Raw genomic sequence first — 25,036 nt, forward strand, 5'->3', positions numbered from 1 at the left:
TTTTGCCATGCCCCTGACTGAAGAGTTGCAGGTGATTGCTCCTGCCAAGCTGAATATCGAGAATGTGACGAAGGATTTTACCTCCCGCCGCGGGACGGTGCGCGCGCTCGAGAATGTGTCGCTGACGATTAATGAAGGCGAGTTCGTGTGTTTCGTGGGCCCTTCGGGCTGCGGGAAGTCGACTTTGCTGAATATTATCGCCGGGCTTGAGACGCCGGATAGCGGTGTGGCGCTGATGGACGGGGTGCCGATTCCCGGTCCTGGCCGCGACCGGATGATGATGTTTCAGGAGCATGCGCTGTTCCCCTGGCTGGATGTGATCGGGAATGTGATGTTTTCGCTGAAGCTGAAGCCGAATTTGAATGATAAGGAGCGGCTGGAGGTGGCGAAGTATTATTTGCATCTGGTGAAGCTGGATAATTTCATTCATGCGAATATTCACGAGCTTTCCGGCGGGATGAAGCAGCGCGTGGCGCTGGCTCGCGCGCTGGCTCCGAATCCCCGTGTGCTGCTGATGGATGAGCCGTTCGCCGCGCTGGATGCGATGACGCGCGAGCAGTTGTACGGCGATATTCAGGCGATTTGGGAGAAGAGGAAGAAGACGATTATTTTCGTGACGCACAATGTGCGCGAGTCGGTGTGCCTGGGGAACCGGGTGGTTCTGTTTTCACCGCATCCGGGTAAGATCCGGGAGCAGTACGAGATCGATTTGCCGCGCCCCCGGGATATCAATAGTGTGGAGCTGGCCGGGTATTCGGTGCAGATTACGAGTGCCCTGAAGGGGTATGAGAAGGAGAGTCACGAGTAATTCGATAGTTCAGGTTTATTTTTTTGGAGTTATGAAGCGTACGTTTTCGACAGTTGTGTTTTTCGTGGTGCTGATCGTGGTGTGGCATTTTCTGTCCGCCGCGGGTATCTGGTCTCCCTATGTGGTGCCTTCGCCGGAGGCGGTGGGGCAGTATTTGTACGATGAGTGCATGGACGGGGAGATTCCCGCCGCGATCGGTGTGACGATGAGCCGCCTGTGCATCGGGTATGCGATCGGGCTGGTGATGGGGATTCCTCTGGGGATGCTGGCGGCGCGGTTCCGCTGCGTGAACGATACGCTGGGGATGATGGCTTTGGGGTTTCAGGCGTTGCCGAGCGTGTGCTGGGTGCCGCTGGCCTGTATCTGGTTCGGGCTGACGGAGAGCGCTTTGCTGTTTGTGGTGATTATGGGTACGCTGTGGTCGGTGATTCTTTCGACGGAAAACGGGCTGCGTAATGTGCCGCCGATTTATGCGCGGGCGGCGCGGACGATGGGTTCTTCGCCGTTCCATACGCTGGTGTTCGTGACGCTGCCTGCTTCGGCTCCTTTTGTGGTGTCAGGGATGAAGCAGGGCTGGGCGTTTGCCTGGCGTTCGCTGATGGCAGCGGAGATTTATGTGTCGATCGCGGGCAGTTTCGGTCTCGGCCAGCATTTGCATTTCGGTCGCGAGTTGCAGCAGATGGATCAGGTGATGGGGATTATGCTGGTGATCGTGCTGATCGGTTTGCTGGCGGATAAGATTCTGTTTTCTCCGGTGGAGAGGTGGCTGCACCGCCGCTGGGGTACCGATCGGGGCTGATCGTCCGAGCGGCGGCTGTGTGGCCGTCTGCCGTTTGTCGGTTATGCGGGGTTGAGCGCCGCATAGGGGCTCCGGGTTCGCTGCAGGAGGGGGAGGATGCGCGTTTTGTATGCGCGGAGGAGTGCGGGCCGGTTTGCGGCCGGTTCTATTTCATCTTCCCGGAAGTCGCGGATGGTTTGTTCGTATCTGGCCGTTTTCATGAAGTGCAGCCAGCAGGGGAGGGTAACCGTTTTTTTGTTCGGGTGCGGGGCGGTGTCGATTTCGTAGTGTTGGGCGATGCCGTATCGGGGAAGGTTGCCGGAGCCGCAGATGAGGGAGTCGCATCCTCCGTTGCGGGGGCGAGGTTTGTAGAGGCCGAAGCGGCCGTTGAGGACGGCTGTGTTGTGGCCACTGATTGAGATGCAATCCATGGGTGTGCGGATGTGGGAGAAGGCTTGCCCGAGGTGTTCGGGAAGGTAGATTTGGTCGGCATCCACTTTGACGACGGCGTATTCCGATTTGCCGAATAGTTGGTTGATGTGGTTCATGCCGAATTGGTAGTAGGTGTCTATACGGTTTTCTTTCGGCAGGGTGCGGAGGTCGCATGCCGAGTGCGGGCGTACGATGTGGTGGGGGTAGTGGAGGAAGTGGCATCGGCAGCCGTATTCGTTTTCCAGAACGGGTTTCCATTGTTCCGCCAGTTCGATGCTTCGGTCGTCCATGTCCGCCCAGAGGATGAGCAGGTCGTCGAGGATGGGAGCGACGCTGAGCATGCAGGCTGCAATGGTGTGTTGTTCGTTGAGGACGCGCATGTAGCCGATTTTTCTGATGTTGCCGTGTTTCGGGGCGGTGCCGGTGGACGGTGCGGGCTGTACCCAGTGGTACCATTCGCCCGCCCCCCGGACGAAGCGTTCTTTGCCCCAGCGATCCCATTGGAGCTGGAGGGTTGTTTCATCGCGCTGCAGGATGAGGGCTGCATCTTTTTGTGAGAGGCGTGCGCCACGGTTGCCGATGATGCGGAAGTCGTCGCTCCATTCGGGGTGCCAGAGGCGGAGTGTTTCTGCAGGTTGGATGTTTGCGGGAGGCAGGAGTCGCTGGCTGGTGTGGATGGAGGGTGGTGCCACCGGTGATGAGCCGGCGCAGGAGTATCGGTGTTCGGGTTCGCTGTCTTCAAGGATGGGGATGAGGCGCCCGCTGGAGATCATGGATTGTATGAAGGCGTTTTCGGGTTCGGGCTGATGCTTTCCTATGCGGGAGACACGCTGGTTCATGTCGCAATCGCCGAGATAGTAGATGTTTGCGTTCGGATATAGGTGGTAGGCCAGCAGGATGCCTTTGCTGAGGGTGGTGAAGTTGTATGTGCAGCGGCTGACGTCCGGCGGGATGGTTCGCCAGTGCGCGAGGTTTTCGGTGTAGGCGTATGCCTGCGTGCGGTTCGGGTCTTCGTCGTTGAAGTAGAGCATGGGTATGCCTGGCAGGATGTCTGTGTTTCTTTTTTCGCGGGGAAAGACCATGTAGGCGCCGCAGCAGGAGATGAGGGCTATGTCGGTGCGTGTGCCGGTGAGGCCGGTGGCGATGTTTTCCATTTTGTTGATGCGCATGACGAGGTCGCAGGAGTCGACGAATTCCGAGTAGTTGCGTTGCAGGTTTTTTTTATTGGAGATGAGGCATATTCGCATGGTTCCGGTCGGGCGGGGCAGGAGGTTGCGGAAGTGGGTGGAGGCGCACAGGTGGTCGAGGGCGGCGAATTCCTGTTCCGTGTCGATTTGCAGGTTGCAGGGGAAGGGGTTGTCGTGGATGCGGGAGTCGTCTCCGAAGAAGGAGTCTCTGGCGAGGAATCCGGCCTGTGAGGTGAGGGAGATGTTTCCGTCGAAGAAATGGAGGAAGCGTTTGGCGTCCTGGGTGCGGAAGGAGTGCTGGAAGGTGCCGTCGAGGTGGCCGATGACTTTGATTTTCTGAGAGGTGTAGCCGGACCATTCGTTGTGTGTTTCCGCATGGCGGAGCATGGTTCTGAGGAGTCCATGCTGCCGGAGCGGGGAGGTGGGCTGCAGGATGGCGAAGTAACGGCAGGTGTATGTGTTCAGGACCTGACGGATGCAGAAGGTCATTTTGCGGTCATAGACGATTTCCCGATGGTGCAAGATGTTTTTTTCACGGCACAGGGCGATGATTTCTTCGCTGTCCGTGCTAACGACGGGTGTGAATCCTTCCTGTATGGCATAGTGAACGGAGTGCAGGAAGAGGGGGGTGCCGCCGAGGAGGCGGGTGTTTTTGCCCGGGCAGCGTTCGGAGTGCGCTTTTGCGGGGATGATGGCGAGGTAGGGGATGCTGTTCATTTGCGGATGGGGGGTGGTTGCGGCTGTTGTGACGATTGTTCCGGAACGGAGGAGCCGTACCCATAGTCCTACCATGCTTCGTTTTCAGCAGGAAGGGGGAAGGCTGCCACGCCGCAGAACATGGCAGGCTGGCCCGCGAGCGGAGTGTGGCGCGAGCCTCCGTCAGCATGTAGAAAACTGATAGAACTATTTCTTGTGCATGGTGCTGCGGAGGGTATACTTGTGATAGTTTACGAAGGAGATTTTCCATGGCAATATATGATGAACTGAGTATTCGAGATATTGAAGTCCTGTTTCGCCCGTTCCGGTCCCGCGCTCTGGATTTGCCGACGCGTGTGGTGATGGCTCCGATGACGCGCTGTTTTTCGCCTGGCGGAGTGCCGACTCTGGAGGTGGCGGATTATTACAAGAGGCGCGCGCAGAATGAGGTGGGCCTGATTGTGACGGAGGGGACGCTGGTGAACGAGCCGGCCGCAGGCAATGCGATGGGGGTGCCGAATTTTTATGGCGGTGCGGCTCTGCGCGCATGGAAGAAGGTGGTGGAGGCGGTGCATACGACGGATGCGAAGATTGCGCCGCAGCTCTGGCATGTGGGGATGGCCCGCAAGCTGGAGGGTGATTACCCGAATCCGGATGCTTCTCCGATCGGGCCTTCCGGGATTGATCTGGAATCACTGGAGAAGGTGGCGGAGCCGATGAGCCGGGCGAAGATCGAGGAGTTGATCGGGCAGTTCGCCCAGTCCGCGCTGGATGCCAAGAAGCTTCATTTCGATGCGGTGGAGATTCATGGCGCCCACGGGTATTTGATCGACCAGTTTTTCTGGGACAGGACGAATCTACGGACGGATGAGTACGGCGGCGATCTTGTGGGGCGTACGCGTTTCGCGTGTGATATCGTGCGTGCGGTGCGGCAGGCCGTGGGCAGGAATTTCCCGATTCTGTTCCGTTTTTCGCAGTGGAAGGTGGGGCATTACGATGTGAAGCTGGCGCAGAGTCCGCAGGAGCTGGAGGCTTTTCTTGCGCCGCTGATGGATGCCGGTGTGGATGTTTTCGATTGTTCGACGCGCCGCTACTGGGAGCCGGAGTTCGAGGGGTCGCCGCTGAATCTGGCGGGTTGGACGAAGAAGCTGACGGGGCTGCCGACGATTTCAGTGGGTTCCGTCGGTCTGGATAAGACTTTTACGGAGACGTTCGGAGATCCGGCGGTGAAGGTGAGTCATTCCTGTATTGATCCGCTGATTAAGAGGATGAGAGATGAAGAGTTCGATCTGATCGCTGTGGGGCGTGCCTTGCTGGCGGATCCCGCATGGGCTGCCAAGATGCATGCCGGGCGTGCCGATGAGATCGAGGTGTTCACGGAAGAATCGCTCCGCCGTTTGAGCTAGAACAAGAAACGGCTGGTGGTACTGAGTCATGGATGGTACCGCTGATGGGTAGAGGCCTGCCTGTTCGTTGGGTGTTCAGGCAGGTCTCTTTTATGAGGTTTTTGCTTGCCTTTCGTGGTGGCTTGGATCATCCCCGCAAGGCTTATCGCCTGCGGCGGCGTATGGCGAAGATGAAGGTGCCGATCAGGCTGAGGGTGGCGGTGGCCGGTTCAGGGACGATATCCGAGCGAAGTGTCCAGCCGAGCATGCGCAAGGTGGCGAGGTCGAGGTCGGAGAAGGCGACGGGGGAGGCAGTGCGGGGGTTGCCGGAGTAGTTGAGGATGGAGTCGGTGAGGTTGTATCCGGTACCGTCCGTGGGGTGGGCGAAGCTGGAGCCCTGGGCGTAAGTATTTGGGTTGTAGACCTGGATTTGCGTGGTGCCGTCCGAGAGGTAGATGTCCTTCCCGAGTACGGAGGAGCGTGAGGTGTAAAGATCCGAGGTGGCGACGGAGTTGCCGTCGGCATCGACAAGCAGGCTGTCCCATTTGTTGTAGACGCTGCTTCGCTTTTCGTCTCTGTTATTGAAGAGGGAGGATGAGACGCCGAGGGCATGGCCGATTTCATGGACGAGGACGCGTGTGAAGCCGTTGTCCGTGAAGTCGAAGTCTTTTCCGATCTGGATGAAGATGTCCCACGGGGTGCCGGATTCCCACAATTCGTCTGTGTTGATGCCGAATTTCCATTTCAGTTCGGTAGCGGTCGCTTCATTGTAGAATGGTGCATTGTCTTCAATGCCCACATTGGATCTGAAGGAGAAGGAGCTGCTGCCGCCGATGATGTTGGGGTCTCCGAATGTGGTGTAGACGAGGTTCAGGTTGATTTTACTGGTGGAGAAGGTGTCGGCTATGGTGTCGATCCAGAGCTGGCTGGCGGCCAGGGTTTGTTCGATGCGTGTTTCCGACCAGTCCATGGTGCTGGAGATTTGGTTTTGGAAGGTGTCGCCGTTGTTGTAGAAGTTGATGCTGAAGACGCTGTTTTCCCTCGTCGTGATTTCGGCGGAGGCCTGTACGGCGAAGATGAGGAGAGCAGCGATGGCTGTGCGCCGTGCAAGGCGGGAGAAGGAGGGTTTCATGGCGAATCGGTGTACGTAATGAATGGAGAGCGGGATAATGACTGATTTGATTATCCGATACTATTTCTTTGGGCGGCGGTATGTCAAGCTATTTTTCGATTTTCGATCGTTTGTTCGTGTTTGTTTTTTCTTGCAGGTGATGATGTTCCGAATGATGGGGAGTAGTAGAGGGAATTCTTATGACAAAAGTTAGTGTTGCGGCTTTTGGCGGTTTGCTGTATGCATTCGTGCAGATGCAAGTTTCCTTGTTCAATTCACAGTTTTCCTCAGCAGCCCGGCAGCAGAGCTGGAGCTGGTGGTATTACTTTATGGATTGACACACTGGGGAAGCCTCCGTGCGTAGGAAACTGCACAGATTGATATATCGATTTTCTACAAGCCGCTTTGACTTCCCCGAGGTCAAAGCGGTTTTTTCTTTTTCCGATTTACCAAGCCACCATCAAACGACAAGTTTCAACACCAAATATACCAAGCCACCATGTCCACCAAGATTTCTCTTCAACAGTCCAGCCGCAGGCTCGGCGCCGATACGCAGACGCCGATCAGTCTGTTTATGCAGTTGTCCCGTGAAAATGAGTTCGCCCTTTTGCTGGAGAGCGCGGAGGTGGACGGGCGCTGGGGGCGTTTCAGCGTGATTGCGAGCGATTTTTTGCTGGATGCTTCGTGCCGCAGCGGTTTGCTGCATGTGGAGGTGGCCGATGAGCGGCTGAAGCCGCTGGAGGCTCTGGAGGGGCGGCCTTTCATGGAGGGGGTGCGCGAGTTGATGGAGTCTCTGTCGATCGTGCCGGCGGATTTTTCGCAGGCTCCGATTACGCGGGCTTTGTACGGTTATTTCGGTTATGAGATGGCGGCGGTGTTCCAGCCGAAGCTGGCGCAGTCGCTGGATGTGGCGGATGCGGAGGCGCGGCTGGTGGTGGCGGGTACGGTGCTGGTGTTCGATCATGTGTATAATCATTTGACGCAGTTGAGCTTGGGCGAGCATCGCGAGATGAGGCCGGTGCTGCATCCGGAGCCTGCGCCGATTCGTGTAGGCGAGGTGACGCGGAGGCCGGATGAGGAGGGGTATAAGGCGGCGGTGCGCCGGGTGCGCGAGCTGTTGCATCAGGGGGAGGCGATTCAGGTGGTGGGTGCGACGCAGGCTTCGGCTCCGTTCGAGGGGGATGCGTTTACGCTGTACCGCCGGATGCGGAGTATGAATCCGTCTCCGTATATGTTTTTCATGCGTTTTCCGGGGTTGACGCTGTTCGGTTCTTCGCCGGAGGTGATGGTGCGCTGTACGGACGGGCGTTTGCAGCTTTCCCCGATTGCGGGGACGCGCCGACGGGGGCAGGACGATGTGGAGGATGCGGAGCTGGCGGCGGATTTGCTGAAGGATCCGAAGGAGTGTGCGGAGCATGTGATGCTGGTGGATTTGGGGCGGAATGATTTGGGGCGGGTGGCAAGGCCGGATTCGGTGAAGGTGGAGCGGCTGATGGAGGTGGAGCGGTTTTCGCATGTGATGCATATGACTTCGCGGGTGACGGCGAGCCTTGCACAGGGGAAGGATGCGCTGGATGTGCTGGCGGCGACGTTCCCGGCGGGGACGGTGAGCGGTGCGCCGAAGGTGCGGGCGATGGAGATTATCCATGAGCTGGAGGAGGTGAAGCGCGGGCCGTATGCCGGGTGTATCGGCTGGATCGGGCTGGATGAGGATGCGGTGCATATGGATACGGGGATTACGATCCGGAGTATGTGGGTGCGCGATGGCCGGATTTTCTGGCAGATGGGCGCGGGGCTGGTGTACGATTCAGATCCCGAGAAGGAGTGGCAGGAGTGCCGCAATAAGGGCAGGATTATCGATGCGATTCTTGCTGCCGACGAGTCTCTTTAATTTTTACCTTTTTTCAAGACGATGTTTCTTTTTATCGATAATTACGATTCTTTTACCTACAATATCGTGCAGATTTTTCAGGGTCTGGGGCGCAATCCTCTGGTGCTGACGAATGACGATCCCCGGATTCTGGATATGGCGGCGGATCCTTCGCTGGAGTGCGTGTGTATTTCTCCGGGGCCGGGTAATCCGAAGACGGCGGGGTTCTGCCTGGAGTTTCTGGCTCGGCTGCCGAAGCATGTGCCGGTGCTGGGTGTGTGCCTGGGGCACCAGTGCCTAGGCGAGTTCGCCGGGGCGAGTGTGGTGAAGGCTCCGTTCGTGATGCACGGGAAGTGTTCGGAGATTACGCACGACGGTACGGGGCTGTTTTCCGGGATCGAGAATCCTATGAAGGTGGGCCGCTACCATTCGCTGGTGGTGGAGTCGAAGGATGATTTTTCGAATCCGATGTTTTCGGTGACGGCGCGCGCTCCCGAAGGGGAGGTGATGGCGCTGCGCTATAAGGATAGGCCGTGGGTGGGGATTCAGTTCCATCCCGAGTCGATTTTGACTCCGGAAGGCCGGAAGCTGCTGGCGAATTTCCCCCAGGCGATTCAGCCGGAGGGGAGCGCTGCGGCGAGTGTGCCCGCAGTGCTGGAGGCTTTGGCGCAGGGCAGGGATTTGTCTGCGGAGATGGCGGCGCATGCGTTTGCCGCGTTGATGGATGGCAGGATGTCCGATGCGCAGGCGGGTTCGTTCCTGATGGGGCTGCGGATGAAGGGGGAGAGTTCTCTGGAGATCGCCCATGCGGTGAATACGGCGCTTGCTCGTTCGCTGCGTGTGGACGGTATTACGGGCGCGTGTATCGATATCGTGGGGACGGGCGGCGACGGGAAGCATTCGTTCAATTGTTCGACGGCGGCTTCGCTGGTGATGGCGGGGCTGGGCTACCGGGTGGTGAAGCACGGGAACCGGGCGGTGTCGTCTTCCTGCGGGAGTGCGGATGCGCTGGAGTCTTTGGGGGTGCCGCTCGATGTGTCGCCGGATGAGGCGGCGCGGATGGTGGAGCGGAGCGGGTTTGCGTTTTTGTTTGCGCCGAAGTTCCATCCGAGTTTCCGCAATATCGGGCCGATCCGCAAGGAGTTGGGGATGCGTACGCTGTTCAATTTGATCGGGCCGCTGCTGAATCCCGCCCGTCCTTCGCATTTGCTGATGGGTGTGGCGAAGCCGGAGCTGGTGGATCTGATCAGCGATGCCCTTCGGCAGTCCCATATCGAGAAGGCGATTGTGGTTTGCGGCGCGGGCGGTTATGACGAGCTGACGCAGCTCGGCAAGGCGACGCTGAAGCTGATCGATCATGGCCGGGTGGTGTCGATGGAGCTGGATCCCGCCGAGTTCGGGTTCAAGCCGTGCGAGGAGGCGGAGCTTGCGGTGGAGTCACGCGAGGAGGCGGTGAAGGTGCTGAAGCGTATTCTCGCCGGGGAAGGCCCTGCTGCGATGATGGATATGCTGGCGCTGAATGTGGGGCTGGCGATGTTCCTGATGGAGGCTCATGCCGAGCTGCGGAGCTGTATGGCCCGCGCCCGCGAAGCGGTGTATGCCGGAGTGGGTCGCCGTGTGCTGGAAGGAATTGAAGGATAAGAAAGGATTTGAATGCCATGAATTTGCAACGTTTTATCGATGCCAAGCAGGATGAGCTGGAGGGGCTGCGCCGGGCGAAGGCTGCCGGGCTGCTGCGCCCGAAGGATATTCGGCAGAGGCCGGATTTTCTGCAGGCTTTGCGTGCACCCGCTCCGGCAGGGCAGCCTCTGCGTGTGATTGCGGAGTTTAAGAGGTCGTCGCCGTCGATGGGGGTGATCAATGATTCCCTGACGCCGGAGGATGTGGCCCGACAGTATGCGGAGGCGGGGGCTACCTGTATGTCCGTGCTGACGGAGGAGAAGTATTTTACCGGCTGTGTGGGCGATTTGTCCCGCGCGGTGATCGCCGGGCTTCCGCTGCTGCGCAAGGATTTCATTTTCGATGAGTTGCAGGTGCGGCAGACGGTGTCCACCCCGGCGGCGGCGATGCTGCTGATTGTGGCGCTGACGCCGGATGCCTCTCTGCTGCGCGGTCTGCGCGAGATGGCGGAGAGCGAGGGTATCCATGCCGTGGTCGAGATTTTCAATGAGCGTGAGCTGGAGATCGCCCGGGAGTCGGGCGCACGCATTCTGCAAGTGAATGCGCGCAATCTTGAGACGTTCAAGACGGATCGCGAGGAGGGGCTGAAGCTGGCTGCTCTGCGCCGGCCGGAGGAGCTTTGGATTGCGGCCAGCGCGATGAGCGAGCATGCGCACCTCGTGGATGCGAAGGGGGCGGGTTATGATGCCGCGCTGATCGGCACCGCCCTGATGCAGTCTTCCCAGCCGGGCAAGAACCTAAACAGGATTATTCAATCATGAACAAGAAAACACCATTTGTCAAAGTATGCGGCCAGACTTCCCTTTCTTCGCTGGATACGAGCTATTCGATGGGTGTCCGGTTCTGCGGTTTCATTTTCCATCCGCGCAGTCCGCGTTCCGTTTCGGTGGAGCGTGCCGCCCGCCTGAAGACGACGGGGATGAAGCGCGTGGGCATTTTCGTGGAGCAGGGCAGTGAGGAGATTGTCGCTGCCATGGAGAAGGCTCAGCTCGATTACGCCCAGCTTCACGGCAATCAGGATGAGACTTGCGCCCGCGCCATCGGCCCGGAGCGGGTGATTCGCGTGCTGTGGCCGCAGCGGTATGCTTCGATGGAGGAGCTGCAGGAGGATATCGACCGTTTTGCCGATTCCTGCGCCTATTTCCTGCTGGATGCGGGGACGGCGGGCGGAGGGTCGGGGAAGACGCTGCCGGTGGATTCTCTTTCCGGTCTCCGCTTCCCTCGTCCGTGGATTCTCGCGGGCGGCCTGAATGCGGAGAATCTTTCCGAGATGCTCGGGAAGTGCCACCCGGACGGTATCGATCTGAATTCCGGGATTGAGTTCGCTCCCGGCCTGAAGAGTCCCGTGAAGCTGCTTTCCGTTTTTCACGAACTTTCACAACCTGCTTAAAATTTTATTATTCATATGACCAATACACCATTATCCGATGCTTCCCGCGAGGGGTATTTTGGCGAGTTCGGCGGCATGTATGTGCCCGAGCTGCTGGTTCCCCCCTTGCGCGAGCTGGAACAGGCCATTGCCGATATCATGCCCGGCGCCGTTTATACCGAGTCTTTGCGTGATCTGCTGGAGAATTACGCTGGGCGCGAGACTCCGCTGACCTATTGTCCGAATCTTTCCGCCGAGTTGGGGTTCCAGCTGTGGCTCAAGCGTGAGGATTTGCTGCATACCGGAGCGCACAAGATCAATAATGCCCTCGGGCAGGCTCTGCTGGCGAAGATGATGGGCAAGACCCACCTTGTGGCCGAGACGGGTGCAGGCCAGCACGGCGTGGCGACGGCGACGGCTGCGGCTCGTTTCGGGATGCGCTGCACGATTTTCATGGGTGCGGAGGATGTGGAGCGGCAGGCGCCTAATGTGATGCGTATGAATCTGCTGGGTGCGGAGGTGGTGGCTGTGGAGAGCGGTTCCCGGACGCTGAAGGATGCGATCAACGAGGCTTTGCGCTACTGGATCGCCCATCAGGATGATACGCTGTATTGTTTCGGTACGGCGGCGGGGCCGCATCCGTTCCCGTCCCTTGTGCGCGAGCTGCAGAGTGTGATCGGCCGCGAGGCCCGCGCTCAGATGCTTGCCCGCGTCGGTAAGCTGCCGGATTATGTGGTGGCCGCTGTGGGCGGAGGCTCCAATGCTATCGGTATGCTGCATCCCTTTGTCGGCGACGAGGAGGTGAAGCTGATCGGTGTGGAGGCCGGAGGTACTGGGGAACCGGGTTGCCTGAATTCCGCGCCGATCAATCTCGGTTCTCCCGGGGTGCTGCATGGGCAGCGGACGATGCTGCTGCAGGATGCGGATGGGCAGATCATGGAGTCGTCTTCCATTTCCGCCGGGCTGGATTATCCCGGCGTGGGGCCGGAGCATGCGCATCTTGCCGCGATAGGCCGCGTGCGCTACGATGTGGTGTACGATTTGCAGGCGTTGCGCGCCTTTCACCGCCTGACGCGTTCGGAGGGTATTCTCCCGGCGCTGGAATCGTCGCACGCAGTCGCGTGGGTGTTCGAGCATGCGGCGGAGGTGCCGGCGGGTAGCAATGTGCTGGTGAATCTTTCCGGCCGTGGCGACAAGGATCTCGGCATCATTTCGAAGTATGCCGCCATGGAGGGCAAATGAACTTTCCATCCGTTTTTCCAACCAATCAATTATTCATTCCATGATGAGTTTACAAGAAACAATCGCCGCCGCCCGCGAAGAAGGGCGGCTGGCCCTGATTCCCTTCCTGACTGCCGGATTTCCTTCACCTGAGAGGTTCTGGGATGTTTTGGCGGAGATCGATGCGGCAGGTGCGGATGTGATCGAGATCGGCGTGCCGTTTTCAGACCCCGTGGCGGATGGCCCCGTGATCGAGGAAGCGAGCCGGGAGGCTCTTGCGCAAGGCGTTTCGCTGAAGTGGATTATCGACGGGCTGCTGGCCCGGAAGGGGCAGTATCGCGCCCGGCTGGTGCTGATGGGGTATGTCAATCCATTCATGCAGTACGGTTATGAGCGTCTGGCGAAGGATGCCGCCGAAGCGGGAGTGTGCGGTTTCATCGTGCCGGATATGCCGCTGGAGGAAGCTGGGGAGTTCCGCGCCGCCGTGAAGCCGCACGGGATCTCCATTGTGACTCTTGTCGGCCTTAATACCTCTTTGGAGCGCATGCAATCCTATGCCGCAGGGGCGGAAGGATTCGTGTATATTGTGTCCACGCTGGGCACGACGGGCGGCACGAACAATGCTATCGATCATGTGGCGGATACGGTCCGGAATGCCCGGCAGGCTTTCACTTTGCCGCTGGCTCTGGGCTTCGGTCTCAAGCATCCTTCGCAGCTCGATGTGCTGCCGCCGGATGCTCGTCCCGATGCTGCCGTGTTCGGTTCGGCTCTGTTGAAGCATATTGCCGACGGGCTGCCCGTGGCGGAGTTTTTTGCTCCGTGGAAGGCTTGATTCGGGCCGGAAGTTTTCCCGGAAGCCTCTCCTTTTTGTAAGAAGGAGAGGCTTTTTGTTGATGGCGAAAATGATTTTTGATGTCAACAAGAGGAATAGGTGATGCCGGGATAGTAACAAGAATATTTGTTGATATTAAAAGTTCCATCGGATATCATCAAGGTGATTTGATGTGATTCGAATAGGAAGAATGTGTTTTGTTGATGCTGAAAGGTGGTTTGGATGTCAACAAATATGGTTGATGATGGGAGAATAACAAGAAGAGGTTTTGTTGATACTATATATGTATTTTAATGTTTAGAAAGTTGATTGCTGATGTTAAAATTGTATTTCGGTATCAATAAATGAGAATTCGGTGTTGACGAATGATTCTTCATTGAATAAAATAATACGCATGAAAACTCCCTTCATTCCCGTGGAATTGCCGCCGCATACTCTGGACATTAATCGCTTTGTTCAGATACTCGGCGAAGCGAACAGATCTCTGTCGCGCTATGACGGCATGATTCACACCATCATCAATCCGGATGTATTGCTCTCTCCGTTCATCACGGAAGAAGCGACGCAATCTTCGATGATCGAAGGGACTTTGGCCACGGTCGATGATGTGTATGCCTGTGAAGCCGGCGTCAATCTTGGCGGCGGCAAGGAAGCCGATATCGTGGAAATCGAGAATTACCGCAAAGCTTTGGAATACGCATCGGCGAGCATTGGCGACAGGCCGTTCTCGCTCGGTCTCATTAAGGAATGCCATCGGCTGCTGCTGGACGGCGTGCGCGGCAGCACGAAAACGCCCGGCGAATTCCGGCAGGAACAGAATTGGATCGGCAGGCCGGGAGCCTCGATGGAAAATGCGACTTTTGTTCCGCCTTCTCCTTTGATTGTGGAAGCGTGCCTGGACGGTTGGATGCGGTATTTGCAGACGGATCATGTGGATCCTCTGGTGCAGAGTGCGATCATGCATGCCCAGTTCGAGATCATTCATCCGTTTCTCGACGGCAACGGCCGCATCGGCCGCTTGATGATCCCTCTTTTCCTGTATGTCAAGGGAGTGCTGCACAGGCCCATGTTTTACCTGAGTGCGTATCTGGAAGCGCACAGGGACGAATACTATGCCCGGCTGCATGGCGTACATGAATATGACGAATGGGAGGCGTGGATTCAGTTCTTCCTGAGAGCAATCGATTCGCAGGCCAAGGAAAACGTGCGCCGCTCGGCTGCAATCATTCGATTGTATGAAGACTTGAAAGAGCAATTCCGCCACGCGACGCATTCGGAACATGCTCAGAAGGTGCAGGATGCCATCTTTACCATGCCTACGTTCACGATTCCGAAGATGGTCGAACGGTTGAAAGAATGTCCGACGACGACGGCCCGCAGCCTGTTGAACAAGGTGGTGCAGGCCGGGATCGTGGAGCTTCGGTATGAAGCGAGCGGGCGGCGTCCGGCGGTGTACAGGCTGGCTTCTCTGCTGGATATTGCATCCGGCAGGGATGTAGCGGGATACGGCTATTGACGGAATTCGCTTGCATGAACTTTCTGCATGCAGGCGTTTTTCGGAAATTTGCGCTTGATTTCGCGGTAAAAGGTGCTAATGTAGTGCCGTAACCCGTTTGTGCACGGATAGCTCAGTGGTAGAGCGGCTGTTTTACACGCAGTTGGTCGGGGGTTCGAATCCCTCTCCGTGTACCATTATTTTTGATCAACCTTGAGCATGCTGTGTGTTCGAGGTTTTTTTGTGGTGTGGATTAGGATTTGTCTGACGATTGTCGCGGTTCGTTTCCAGGGTGCTAATTGTTAACGATGCTTGTTGACAAAGATATGCGTCGTTTTTAAACTGGCAGCAAGGTTCTATCAGAAAACGCTATGAGTGATGACGATGCAATCAAGACAAAGGATGTGGACGGCGTGGAACATGCAGCCGAGGATTTCGCCTATGTGCCCGATGCCGAGAAGCCGTCGACATGGAAGCTGCCCATTTTCGATACACACCATATCGGAGGGGCGCTGGCTGCAATGACCAGTGATTATCGAGGTCACAGGGTCGAGATTCCGGAGGAGGATCGGGATGCTGTGTTGCGGCGTATTCTCGACCGAAAAGCCGAGTTGGAGGAGGGGAGGTGATTGGTTGTATTGCGGCTGTTTCTGGTTGTTCTGTCCCTGTTTGTTTTCATGTTTTCGTCGGACATGTCCGTTAGTGGTGCGGGGAGAGTCGATACGACGGAGGGAACAGTGAGCAAAGGGTGTGGCCGATGTTTTGGGCAGGGTAGGAGTGTGGCTGATGAGGGATGACGCAGATGTTCGTTTTGGTTAGGCTTGACTGGGTGGTGGTGGTCGTATAGCCTAGAACATCCCTTATGATGACGTTTTCTCTTATAAATGATGTGCGGCGGTTTTGCCGCATGTGCCGTTTTGGTGTGGTTGTACTGGTTATGTGCTGCTGCCTTTGTTCCTGTTTTCCATTTTTGAGAACTGGGGAGAAGATAGGTGAATGCGGAGTGACTCATTCCGTGAGAGGTGCTGCTGTTGGAGATGCGGTGTATGTAAAGCGTGAGAAGGATGGGAAGGATCATTTTTATGTGCAGGTGGAAATGTTGCCATATGATCGCAGTCCCCATTGGTGGGGTACGGCTTCGTTCGGTACTTCACAGCCTGTGACTTATACGCGTGATCATGAGCGCCCGGTAGAAACGGCTTATGTGGAGGTCAGCCGATGGGTGGCTGATCGTTTGTCGGAACGTTGCCGCGCATCGGAGGCCGATGAAAGAAGAGGAACGGAGTGGCTGGTGTTGTCGGCGTCTTCGTTTGATCCGAAGGAAGCGAGGATTTATGGGAAAATAGGTAAGAAGGGAAGAATGCTGTTTGCCGATCCGCCCGAGTCGTACGAGTCGAATGTGTATCTGGAACGCCTGATGACAGGCAGGACATCCACTTATTCGGTGAATGGACAGGCAAGTTTGCTGGTGCGTGCGACCCAGGGGGTAGCGATCGTATGTGTCGATGTGCCCGTGACGATGGTTCTGGCTGTGACGAGTCCTGTATGGGGCGGGGTTTATTACCTTTTCAATCCCGGTTGTTTGCAATAGACCGGATTTTCCGGTATGGTGGCTTGACGCGGGCGCTGTGCGGGGGTAGCATCGGCTATGTCTTTTTTGACCCATTCTACTCTGTTGTTAGCCGTTGCGGTGGCTCCGTTGTTTGTTGCTCACGCTGAAGATATTCAGGTGAAAATGAAGGGGGGCGGCGAGGCTTCCAAGGAGTTTGTTCTGTTGAACGGCCGTTTGAAAGTTCGTTTGCCGCAGGGATGCCGGATAGAGGGCCGCCAAAGAGGGTTGATGGAGCCGGAGGCCAGCGGCGCTTCCGAGGCGAGGATGGTACTTGATCGGGATGGGAAGAGGATGGTGTTTTTTGCCCGGGAGTTGTTTTCCTATGCGCAGGATGGTTATCCGGAGGCAGAGTTGAAGGCGATGAAGAGTCTGAATGATAGGGGCGAGGTCTATCGGTTGGGCAAGGCGGGTGAGGATGTGACGTATGCCTTGCGCAAGGAAAAGCCGGATTTCGACGGTTCGAGCGGTTATCTATATGCGGTGGCTAATGTGCGCCAGAAGGACGGCAGTTTGCAGAGGGTGCAGCTGTTGTTCGATGAGGAGTTCGCCACGAATCATGCCGCTTGCATGAAGATGGCCGAGGAGGTGGTGATGTCTCTGACGCCAGGTGGCGGCGTGTTGCCGCTCGACGCGCGGGTGCAGTCCTTGCCGTCATACGAGGAGGGGAAGCGGTATGCAGTCGATGTGCCGAAGGGGTATGTATACCATATGCAGGAGGGAGACGGTTTTTATATTGCGGTGTTCGAGAAGATGCGCCGTGCCGGAAGCGACGATTGGGGTGGTCTGAGTGTGTTTCTGGGCGATCATCCCGGGATGTCGTACCCGGAGTATGGTTTGAAGAAGGATGATGCCGTGGAGACGAAGAAGGCAGCTCTGGCCGGATCGGAGGCGGAGTGGATGCTGTTCGAGATGGAGGAGGGATGGATGGCGGAGGCTGTTGTGCCTGCCGCCCGGAGAGGGCGTGAGGAGATTTTTCTTCATGTGACGATTATGGCTCCAAGCCGTAAGGAGGCGGAGGGGCTGATGAATGTTGCCCGGTCACTGAGGATTGTGCCGTCGAAGTGAGCTGGCGACTGTTTTTGCTCGGTGTTGGCGCGAGTTGGATGTAATGGGCTATCGATGAAGAAACCGGGAGTTGTGAGGCTCCCGGTTTTTTCGATGTTTGCGGATTGCGGTGAGTGGCTGGTGAGGTTCGTCCGCTGTTGCTTTATGCTATTCTTCTGCGGCGGACGAGGAGTCCTGCTGCGCCGAGGAGGATGAGGGCTGTGGTGGCGGGTTCTGGGATGTTGGAGGTGCCGTTGGCCGTGTTGTAGGCCATGGAGGCGAGCCTTGGTGCGAATATGGCCTGTATGCCTGTGGCGGAGGCGGTCGTTCCCTGTCCTGTGATGGTGATGTAGGCGAGTTGGTTGTTTTCGTCGATGTTTTCGAATTGGAGGGTGTAGGTGTTGGTGTCGAGTCCGGCGAGCCAGGCGGGGAGGTTGTTGCCGTTGACGGTGAAGGAGGTTCCGGCCAGTGTTTCCGTGTCGAGGGCGCCGTAGGCGATGTTGAGGCGGATGCTGAGGTCGCGTATGTCGTTCGTGAGGACGAGGCCCGTGCCTGCGGTAGCGTCCGTTCCGGTGAGGAAGGTGACGTAGGATGAGTGGTATGCGAGCTGGCTGATGTCGATGCTGTTGCTGTTGTCCAGCGTGAGGCTGCCCTGTAAGACGAATAGTTTGGGATCGTTGCCCGTGCCAATGTATTCCAGTGTGGTGTTGGCGAGGCTGAGGGTGCTTTGGCTATCGCCGAGTGTGATGTTGCCGATGATGGAGGCCCCATTCATGGCGAGGGTGCCGATTCCCGTTTTGACGATGGAGACGCTGCCTGTGACGGTGCCGCTGAAGGTGGTGTCGACCGCCGATGCGACGTTGAGCCGGCGCGGCGGGACGACGACGGGCTGACCGGAGGTGTTGCCCGCATCGATGATGCTGTGTTTGTTGCCGGAGAGTCCGGCAACCGTGGTGTTGGTGGTGGCAAGTATGAGGGAGGCTTTATGCTGCGCATCTTGTCCGTTGAGCGAGACGATGGCATTGGCGGCTCCCTGCTGGTGGTTGAGGACGGTGGTGCCGATGGTGTTGACGGTTCCGGTGAATGTGTTGGCGGTGTTGACGATGGCGATGGCTCCCTGTTCGATTCGCAGTTCTCCGTTTCCGGCGATGTTGCCGTTGAGGCGGGCCGTGGTTTCGATGGAGAGGGCGGCATTTTGAGCGATGGCGATGTTGCCGGAGATGTCGGCGGCGTTTCCGTTGAAGCGGAGGGCCAACGTGCCTTGCGAGACGGTGGTGCCCCCGGTGTGGGTGAAGGCGCCGTCGATGCGGAGGAGGCCTGCTCCTGTTTTGGTGAGGCTGCCGTTTCCGGTGATGGCGTTGGCCATGGTGATGGTGGCTGTATCCGTGTTGAAGGAGCGCGTGCCGTTTGTGCCGTTCAGGATGATGGCGCCGACAGTGCCTCCCTGGTAGTTTTTCCATCGGAGCGTTCCTTGGGTGAAGGTGAAGTCGCCCGTGCCGAGGGATTGGCGGTTGGTGATGCAGAGCTGGGTGGCGGCTGAGTTGAGGGTGACGCCTCCGGTGAAGGTGTTGGCACCGGAGAGGAGGAGGATAGGTGTTTCACTGCTGCCGGTGATGGAGATGGAGCCCGTGGCTCCCGCCGCATCGCTGATGGTGCCGGAGAGTTCGGTGATTTTTCCCCATGTGAGGGCGATGTTGAGTTTTCCTCCGAGGGTGATGTCGCCCGTGAGTTTGTAGCTCGGCGCGGCGAGGGTGCCTCCGGCTCCGTCATAGACGGCCAAGGTTGATCCGTTGGCGAAGGAGAGGTCTGTGGCGTGGGTGGCTGTGCCCGATTTGAGGGCGAGGGTGGCTCCGGATGCTATGTTGATGCGCCCGTGGCCGAGTGTGGAGACGGCGGTGTTTTTGTCGATGCCGAGTTGCAGGATGCCCTGTGCGACGTCGATGGTTCCCGTCCATGCCGTATTTTGCGTTTTGCCGATGATCATGCTGCCTGTCCCCTGTTTGGTGAGTGTGCCTTCGCCGAAGAGGTCGCCGTTCCATGTGAGGTTTTTGCCGTTGGTGTGGATGGTGCCCGTGTCTCCGGCGGCGATGGCGATGGTTCCTGTGGCGGTGCCCGCTGCGGTGAGGAGCCATGTGCCGTTGTTTTTCATGGTGACGAGTCCGGCTTTGGAGATTCCGGCTGCGCTTATTTCGGTGCGGCCGCCTTCAAGGGTGAGGTTGTTGCCGGAGAGTGCGGCGTCAGTGGCTTTGAGTGTGCCTCCGGTGCGTACGATGATGCCTCCCGTGCCGAGGGCCCCAGCCGTTTGTGCATTGACGATGCCCTGGCGGATGTCGGTGCCTCCCGTGTAGCTGTTTGCCGATGACAGTGTGAGGGTGCCGCTGCCTTCTTTGGTGAGGGAGGCGGTGCCTGTGATGGCTGCTCCGGTGACGGTGTAGTTGTCATGCCCGGTGACGAGGATGGAGGCGGGGGCTATGCCGCTGCCTCCGAGGGTGAGGGTGTGGCTGGCTGTGGTTGCGGAGGATTGTTCGGCAAGGGTGAGGTTGTCGAAGTTGTAGTATGTGTTGTCGGAGGAGGTGATGTTGGCCGTGTTGGCTACCGAGGTTTCGAGGGTGCCCGTTCCTTTCCAGACGACGTTTTCCGGCAGTCCTCCGGTGATGTTGAGGATGAGCCGGTTGTTGTTCGTGCCTCCGAGGGTGAGTGCGACTTTGGTGCGGGATTGTACGGAGGCACCGGATAGGGTGAAGGAGCCGAGGTCGAGTGGCCGGGTGCTGTCGATGAGGGTGTAGCTGCCAAGGCCCAGTCCAGCTGTGGGGTTTAGGCCGATGGTGACGGTGCCGGATGCGATGAGGTTGACGGATGCCAGGCTGTCGATGAGGAAGGTGCTTCCCGAGAAGGCGGTGTTGTACAGGAGGGTGTTTTGCCCGGAGAGGGTGAGGGTGGCTCCGTGCATGTCGAGGTTGGTGATGCCGCTGCCTCCGAGGTCAAGCACGGTGCCGGATGCCATGGTGGTGTTCATGGATCCCAGTGCATTGGTTCCTATGGCACGCAAGGTGCCGCCGGAGATGAGGAGGTTGCCTGTTTTGCCCGTGTTGTTGCCGGAGAGGACGAGGGTGCCTGTGCCGTTTTTGGTGAGCTGGGCAGTGCCGGAGAGCTGGCCGGACAGGGTGAGTGCGGTTCCGGCGCCGGTGTCGATGGTGGTGGTTCCGTTGATTTTGACGGTTCCGGCCAGTGTCTGCGCTCCTCCCGTGATGTTGAGTTTGCTGTTGGCATTGAAGACGAATCCGTTGGCATAGGTGTATTCTGCGCTTGCGGCGGATGAGGCCAGGTTGAGCGTGGTGCCGTTGATGAGGGTGACGGTTCCCGTGCCGAGGGCGGTGCCTGCCGTGGCGGAGGTGGCCGATCCGGAGATGGCAAGTGTGCCGCCGTTGATGTTGAGGTTGCGGAATGTGTTGTTGGATGCTGCGTTCAGAGTGAGCGTGTTGCCGTAGAGCTTGGTGAGGTCGTAACCTGTGCCGATGATGTTGCCGTTGATGGTGGCGGCTCCGTTGTAGGCGCCGATGGAGACGGATTTCATCATGGTGATGTTGCCGTTGATGGTGCCTCCGTCAACGCGAAGGGCTCCCGCTTTGGCTACGTCGCTGGCGTTCCATCCGGTGCTGTTCAGGATGAAGTTGTTGTCGAAGGTGCCCGAGAGGTAGGCCTGTGCACCTTCATTGACGACGATGGTGCAGCCTGTGCCGATGTTGTTCTGGGCGAAGGTGTGGCGACCCGCATTGAGGTTGAGGGTGCCGCGGAAGTCGCTGGCCGTGTTGGTCAGGAGGTTGCCGCTCATGGCGACGTTGAGGTTGAGCGTGCCCGTTCCGGTGAGTTTTTGCCCGAGTGCAACCTGTGATGTGATGTTGAGGGTTGCTCCCTGGGTGATGACGAGCGTGTTGGTATTGCTGCCGAAGGCTCCTGCCGCCGTGAGGTTGTAGGTGCCTGAGGCGAGGGTGGCGGTGCCGGTGTATGTGTTGGCTCCGGAGAGGGTGACGGCTCCGGGCAGGGTGGTTCGGTAGGTGACGTCGAGTTTTCCGGCGAGGCCTCCCTTGAGTTCCGTGCGGTTGACGAATTCAAGGCCGAGGGTTGCTGCGGTGGCTGAGGTGTTGCCGACGGTGCCTCCTGCAAGGTCGAGGTCGCGCAGGGTGGCGGCGCGGCCGTTGAGGTCGAGGATGCCGCCATTCAGGATGCTGGTGCCGGAGGCCTGGTCAAGCGCATGGTCGGTGTCGAGCCGGAGGGTGATGCTGCCGGCTGCCGATTGGTCCCGGTTGCCCCTGATGATGATGTTGCCTGTGGTGGCGGAGGCTGATTCAAGGGCGATGATGCCTCCCTGCGTTCCCTGAGCATCGATGAGGATGCCGTTGGTTCCGTTGGCGGCCAGCGTCTGGCCGAGGATGAGTGTGCCGTTGCCTCCGAATCGGTAGGTTTGGTTGGCGCCGACGGTGATGTTGCCCGTGTAGCGGACGGTTCCCCATGCGCCGAGGGCTGCGGAGGGTTTGGATGTCATGTCGAGGTCGGCAGTGGCGGAGGCTCCTTCATTTCTGATGAGGAGGATGCCTTCCGATGAGGCGGATGTTTTGCCGATCATGAGCTGGGGCGTGTTGCCCAGCGAGGCCATGGTGCCGTAGTCGAGGTTGACCTGGCCGGAGCCGAGGGCCGCGATGTCCGTGTAGTCGAGGATGATGCGGCCTTTGATGTCGATGCCTCCGCTGAATGTGTTGGCCGTGTTGGTGAGGACGACGGTTCCGGTTCCGTACCGGTTGCCGACGGTGAGTTTGCGGGCTGTGCCGTCTGCGCTGTCTTCAAGCCGGAAGTTGAGGTTGAGCGTGCCTCCTCCTCCGCCGACGGTCCAGTCGCCGTTGACGGCTCCGAGGGTTTCGGATGTGCCGTTTTGGCCGTATTCGATGGTGCGTCCACTGGCTGCACCGACGATGAGGCCGGAGTGAGTGGAGAGGTCAATGGCGCGGTCCTGATTTCCGGTGAGGGCGACGACGCCTGTGGAGGTGCGGTCGATGATGGGAAGTACGTCTGTGAGGGCTTGCCCGGCTCCGATGTTTTCAACAAGGAGGACGCCTTGTTCCCCTATTTTCCATTTGTTGGTCGAGGTGTCGCCCATGGCGGCGAGGCTGCCGCCGCGGACATAGCCGTTTTCGATTGTTTTGGTGCCGGAGAAGGTGTTGCTGCCCTGCAGGTAGATGCCGGAGCCTCCCGTTTTCAGGAAGTTGCCCTGGCCCGAGATGTTGTTGGCATAGGAGATTTCCGGTGAAGCCGCCGATGTGATGGCGACGTGCATGGTGCTGCCGGAGCCGTTGAGGGTGACGGTGCCCGTGTGGCCGTAGAGGGCGGGGTTGACGGTGCCCGGCTGGCTGCCGTCGACAGATTCTCCGTTTGCGAGGAAGATGCCTTCCGTGAGTTTGAAGGTGCCCTGGTTGACGATGATGTCGGCCGTGACTTTGGCGTGGTCGGCAATGGTGAGGGTGGCTCCGTTGTTGACGGTGATGGTGGAGGTGTCGAGGTTGGCGTAGTGCCAGTCGTTGGGGTTGGTGTAGGTGGTTCCCCCTGCGTGCTGGGTGACGGTGCCGCGGATGGCAAGGGTGCCTCCGTTGACGATGTAGCCGCCGCGGTTGCCGGAGTTGCCCGTGAGGGTCCATGTGGAGTCGGCGCTGCCGGGGTTGTAGATGACGGTGAGGAGGCCGTTGTTCTGCGTTTTGCCATCGAGGAATCCACCTTTATAGGTTTGGTTGCCGCTGCCCGTGAAGGTGAATGCGGTGGAGGAGCTGGTGCCGAAGTTGGCGATGACGGCGCCGTCGTCATGATGGCTGATGCCGTTCCACGCGAGGTTGTGGCCGTTCATGTCGAGGATGCCGCCGCGGAAGCCGAAGGTGAGTGTGCCGCCGATCTGGTTTTCGCCCATGAGGACGAGGGTGGCTGCACCTCCGTTCAGGAGGATGTTTTTGGCGGCATAGCCGTTTTGCCTGTCGAGGATGATCATGCCGGCTCCGCCGAGGTTCAGGTTGGCTTCGTTGTTGCCCGTGCCTGAGATGACGAGTGTGCCGGCACCGATTTTACGCCATTCGTCTCCTGCTTTGCCGGAGAGGCGCGTTTCGACGAGGGCTCCGCGTTCGATGATGAAGCCTGCCGAGTTGAGGGTGAAGGAGGGATCTGCACTGTCGAGGATGTAGTCTCCCTTGAAGGTGAGGGAGCCCGCGCCCATGTCGATGGAGTTTTGCAGGATGATGGTTTGCGGGGACTGGGTGGCGTCGAAGATGAGGTCGCGGGTGGCATTCATCTGGGCGTCGGTGGCGGCTTGCGTGCCGTTGGGGTTCCATCCGATGATGCCGTCGGCAAGGCCGTGGTAGGTCCAGGAGCTGCTGTCCTGCGTGAGGGTGCCGATGCCCTGGCTGTCGGTGGCTTTCCAGAGGATGGCTCCGCCTGTGGGATCGACGGTGATGACCGGGTCTTTGTAGGAGGCGATGGTTTGCATGCTCCATTCCGGCGCTGCCTTGAGGTAGCTGGTTTTTCCGTATCCGGCTCCGGTGCCGCCTCCTGCGGAGTTGGCTGCGAGGTATTCCCATCGGTTCGTTTTTTCATTCCAGGCGAAGACGGGGCTGCCGCTGTCGCCCCCGAGCGTGCCGATTTGAAGGACGTTGTCGGGGTCGATTCCGGGTTCGATGACGAGGGAGAATCCCCAGTTTTTATTGGCATCCATGCCTCCTCCGATGAATTGGATGGTGCCTCCGCACATGACCGTATCCGAGGTAGTCCTGCTGGCCGTATCCGGTGGCAATCGCCGTACCGCCGGCTCCGACGCGAAGGACGAGGCCTTCACCCTTGGCCAGTTTTTGCATGATTTCCGTATCCGTCATGATGGATACCGCTTCCGTTTCCGTGACGATTTTGTTCAGGCGGGTCAGTTTGAAGTCCGTCGAGCTGAATTGGTCGGCGATGCGTCCGTATACGGTGCTGTTGGCATTGCCGATGAAGCGGCCGGAGAATGTCATGTTGTCCGTGTATCCGACATGTCCGGCCGAGGCTGTGAATTGAGGGTCGACGAGGGATGCGAATGCGCCGTCGTTGACGCTGTCGAAGCTCATCATGCGGGGGATATAGCCGAGGATGGAGCCGTCTTTTCCGTATATGGGGACGTTGAGTGCATCGGCTGCGAACTGGCCCCTGTTTTCCGCAAAGTCGCGGTAGGTGACGACGGGTATTTCCGGTTTCATGATGCCGGCGTGGGCATTCGATGAGATGGCAACGAGTCCGGAAGAGGCGATCAGAGACTGCATGAGGCATTTCCGGAGAGGAAGAGGTAAATGGATTTTCATATTAGAGGGATTCTTAATATTGTTGTCCTTGTAAATCTACCCTGAGATGTTGTCAAACTATATAATTACATTTTATCTAATTGTTGGATAGTTGTATACGGGGTTGTTGCCCATTCTTTTTATTACTGAATGGCGTGTGCCGGTTGTTGTGCGGA

At 58.3% G+C, this 25,036-nt stretch carries 17 protein-coding genes and 1 tRNA gene; 14 read left to right on the plus strand and 4 right to left on the minus strand.

Annotated features, from left to right (window positions below; all coding sequences use genetic code 11):
* Nucleotides 1–7: 7 nt before the first annotated feature.
* Both PYTT_RS07975 and PYTT_RS07980 read left to right on the plus strand, forming a co-directional pair.
* Nucleotides 8–808, plus strand: coding sequence for an ABC transporter ATP-binding protein (locus PYTT_RS07975; RefSeq protein ID WP_067774367.1), 801 nt, complete (start codon nucleotides 8–10; stop codon nucleotides 806–808).
* A 31-nt stretch (nucleotides 809–839) separates the two neighbouring features.
* Entirely contained in the window at nucleotides 840–1,607 is a 768-nt protein-coding gene (locus PYTT_RS07980) for an ABC transporter permease (protein WP_067774365.1), read from the plus strand.
* A gap of 41 nt (nucleotides 1,608–1,648) precedes the next feature.
* Here PYTT_RS07980 and PYTT_RS07985 read toward each other — a convergent pair whose 3' ends face one another.
* On the minus strand, nucleotides 1,649–3,922 hold the full coding sequence (locus tag PYTT_RS07985) for a cytidylyltransferase domain-containing protein (protein WP_067774363.1): 2,274 nt from the start codon (nucleotides 3,920–3,922) through the stop codon (nucleotides 1,649–1,651).
* 248 nt (nucleotides 3,923–4,170) lie between these two features.
* On the opposite strand from PYTT_RS07985, the gene PYTT_RS07990 reads away from it, so the two are divergent.
* The gene (locus PYTT_RS07990) at nucleotides 4,171–5,307 is read left to right on the plus strand and encodes an NADH:flavin oxidoreductase (protein WP_067774361.1); all 1,137 of its coding nucleotides are present in this window, start codon (nucleotides 4,171–4,173) and stop codon (nucleotides 5,305–5,307) included.
* 142 nt (nucleotides 5,308–5,449) lie between these two features.
* On the opposite strand, the gene PYTT_RS07995 is transcribed toward PYTT_RS07990, so the two are convergent.
* The gene (locus PYTT_RS07995; protein ID WP_067774360.1) at nucleotides 5,450–6,418 is read right to left on the minus strand and encodes a PEP-CTERM sorting domain-containing protein; all 969 of its coding nucleotides are present in this window, start codon (nucleotides 6,416–6,418) and stop codon (nucleotides 5,450–5,452) included.
* Between the two features lie 478 nt (nucleotides 6,419–6,896).
* Here PYTT_RS07995 and PYTT_RS08000 point away from each other — a divergent pair, with 478 nt between their 5' ends.
* From PYTT_RS08000 to PYTT_RS08050, 11 genes are all read left to right on the plus strand, one after another.
* Nucleotides 6,897–8,288, plus strand: a complete 1,392-nt coding sequence (locus tag PYTT_RS08000; protein WP_067774359.1) for an anthranilate synthase component I family protein — start codon at nucleotides 6,897–6,899, stop codon at nucleotides 8,286–8,288.
* A 21-nt stretch (nucleotides 8,289–8,309) separates the two neighbouring features.
* Nucleotides 8,310–9,908: an anthranilate phosphoribosyltransferase gene (gene trpD, locus PYTT_RS08005; RefSeq protein WP_067774358.1), complete on the plus strand. Its 1,599-nt coding sequence runs from the start codon at nucleotides 8,310–8,312 to the stop codon at nucleotides 9,906–9,908.
* 17 nt (nucleotides 9,909–9,925) lie between these two features.
* Entirely contained in the window at nucleotides 9,926–10,708 is a 783-nt protein-coding gene (locus PYTT_RS08010) for an indole-3-glycerol phosphate synthase TrpC (RefSeq protein ID WP_067774354.1), read from the plus strand.
* Nucleotides 10,705–11,337 (plus strand): phosphoribosylanthranilate isomerase, encoded by a 633-nt coding sequence (locus PYTT_RS08015; RefSeq protein ID WP_067774351.1) that lies wholly within the window; start codon nucleotides 10,705–10,707, stop codon nucleotides 11,335–11,337. The genes PYTT_RS08010 and PYTT_RS08015 overlap by 4 nt, the downstream gene beginning before the upstream one ends.
* A gap of 15 nt (nucleotides 11,338–11,352) precedes the next feature.
* A complete protein-coding gene (gene trpB / locus PYTT_RS08020; RefSeq protein WP_067774348.1) occupies nucleotides 11,353–12,558 on the plus strand; it encodes a tryptophan synthase subunit beta in 1,206 nt (401 codons plus the stop codon).
* Nucleotides 12,559–12,598: 40 nt separating this feature from the next.
* The gene (gene trpA, locus PYTT_RS08025; protein WP_067774346.1) at nucleotides 12,599–13,369 is read left to right on the plus strand and encodes a tryptophan synthase subunit alpha; all 771 of its coding nucleotides are present in this window, start codon (nucleotides 12,599–12,601) and stop codon (nucleotides 13,367–13,369) included.
* A gap of 394 nt (nucleotides 13,370–13,763) precedes the next feature.
* On the plus strand, nucleotides 13,764–14,885 hold the full coding sequence (locus PYTT_RS08030; protein ID WP_067774343.1) for a Fic family protein: 1,122 nt from the start codon (nucleotides 13,764–13,766) through the stop codon (nucleotides 14,883–14,885).
* A 101-nt stretch (nucleotides 14,886–14,986) separates the two neighbouring features.
* Nucleotides 14,987–15,061 (plus strand) — tRNA-Val (locus tag PYTT_RS08035).
* Between the two features lie 174 nt (nucleotides 15,062–15,235).
* The gene (locus tag PYTT_RS08040) at nucleotides 15,236–15,493 is read left to right on the plus strand and encodes a hypothetical protein (protein ID WP_067774340.1); all 258 of its coding nucleotides are present in this window, start codon (nucleotides 15,236–15,238) and stop codon (nucleotides 15,491–15,493) included.
* A 530-nt stretch (nucleotides 15,494–16,023) separates the two neighbouring features.
* Nucleotides 16,024–16,455, plus strand: coding sequence for a hypothetical protein (locus PYTT_RS08045; RefSeq protein WP_156850348.1), 432 nt, complete (start codon nucleotides 16,024–16,026; stop codon nucleotides 16,453–16,455).
* Nucleotides 16,456–16,593: 138 nt separating this feature from the next.
* Nucleotides 16,594–17,541, plus strand: a complete 948-nt coding sequence (locus PYTT_RS08050) for a hypothetical protein (protein ID WP_141675755.1) — start codon at nucleotides 16,594–16,596, stop codon at nucleotides 17,539–17,541.
* A gap of 142 nt (nucleotides 17,542–17,683) precedes the next feature.
* Here PYTT_RS08050 and PYTT_RS08055 read toward each other — a convergent pair whose 3' ends face one another.
* Together PYTT_RS08055 and PYTT_RS08060 are read right to left on the minus strand one after the other, a co-directional pair.
* Nucleotides 17,684–24,301 (minus strand): autotransporter-associated beta strand repeat-containing protein, encoded by a 6,618-nt coding sequence (locus tag PYTT_RS08055; RefSeq protein WP_071133388.1) that lies wholly within the window; start codon nucleotides 24,299–24,301, stop codon nucleotides 17,684–17,686.
* Nucleotides 24,252–24,881, minus strand: coding sequence for a S6 family peptidase (locus tag PYTT_RS08060; protein WP_067774328.1), 630 nt, complete (start codon nucleotides 24,879–24,881; stop codon nucleotides 24,252–24,254). The genes PYTT_RS08055 and PYTT_RS08060 overlap by 50 nt, the downstream gene beginning before the upstream one ends.
* Between the last annotated feature and the right edge of the window lie 155 nt (nucleotides 24,882–25,036).

This window comes from Neoakkermansia glycaniphila (assembly GCF_900097105.1).
Lineage (GTDB): Bacteria > Verrucomicrobiota > Verrucomicrobiia > Verrucomicrobiales > Akkermansiaceae > Akkermansia > Akkermansia glycaniphila.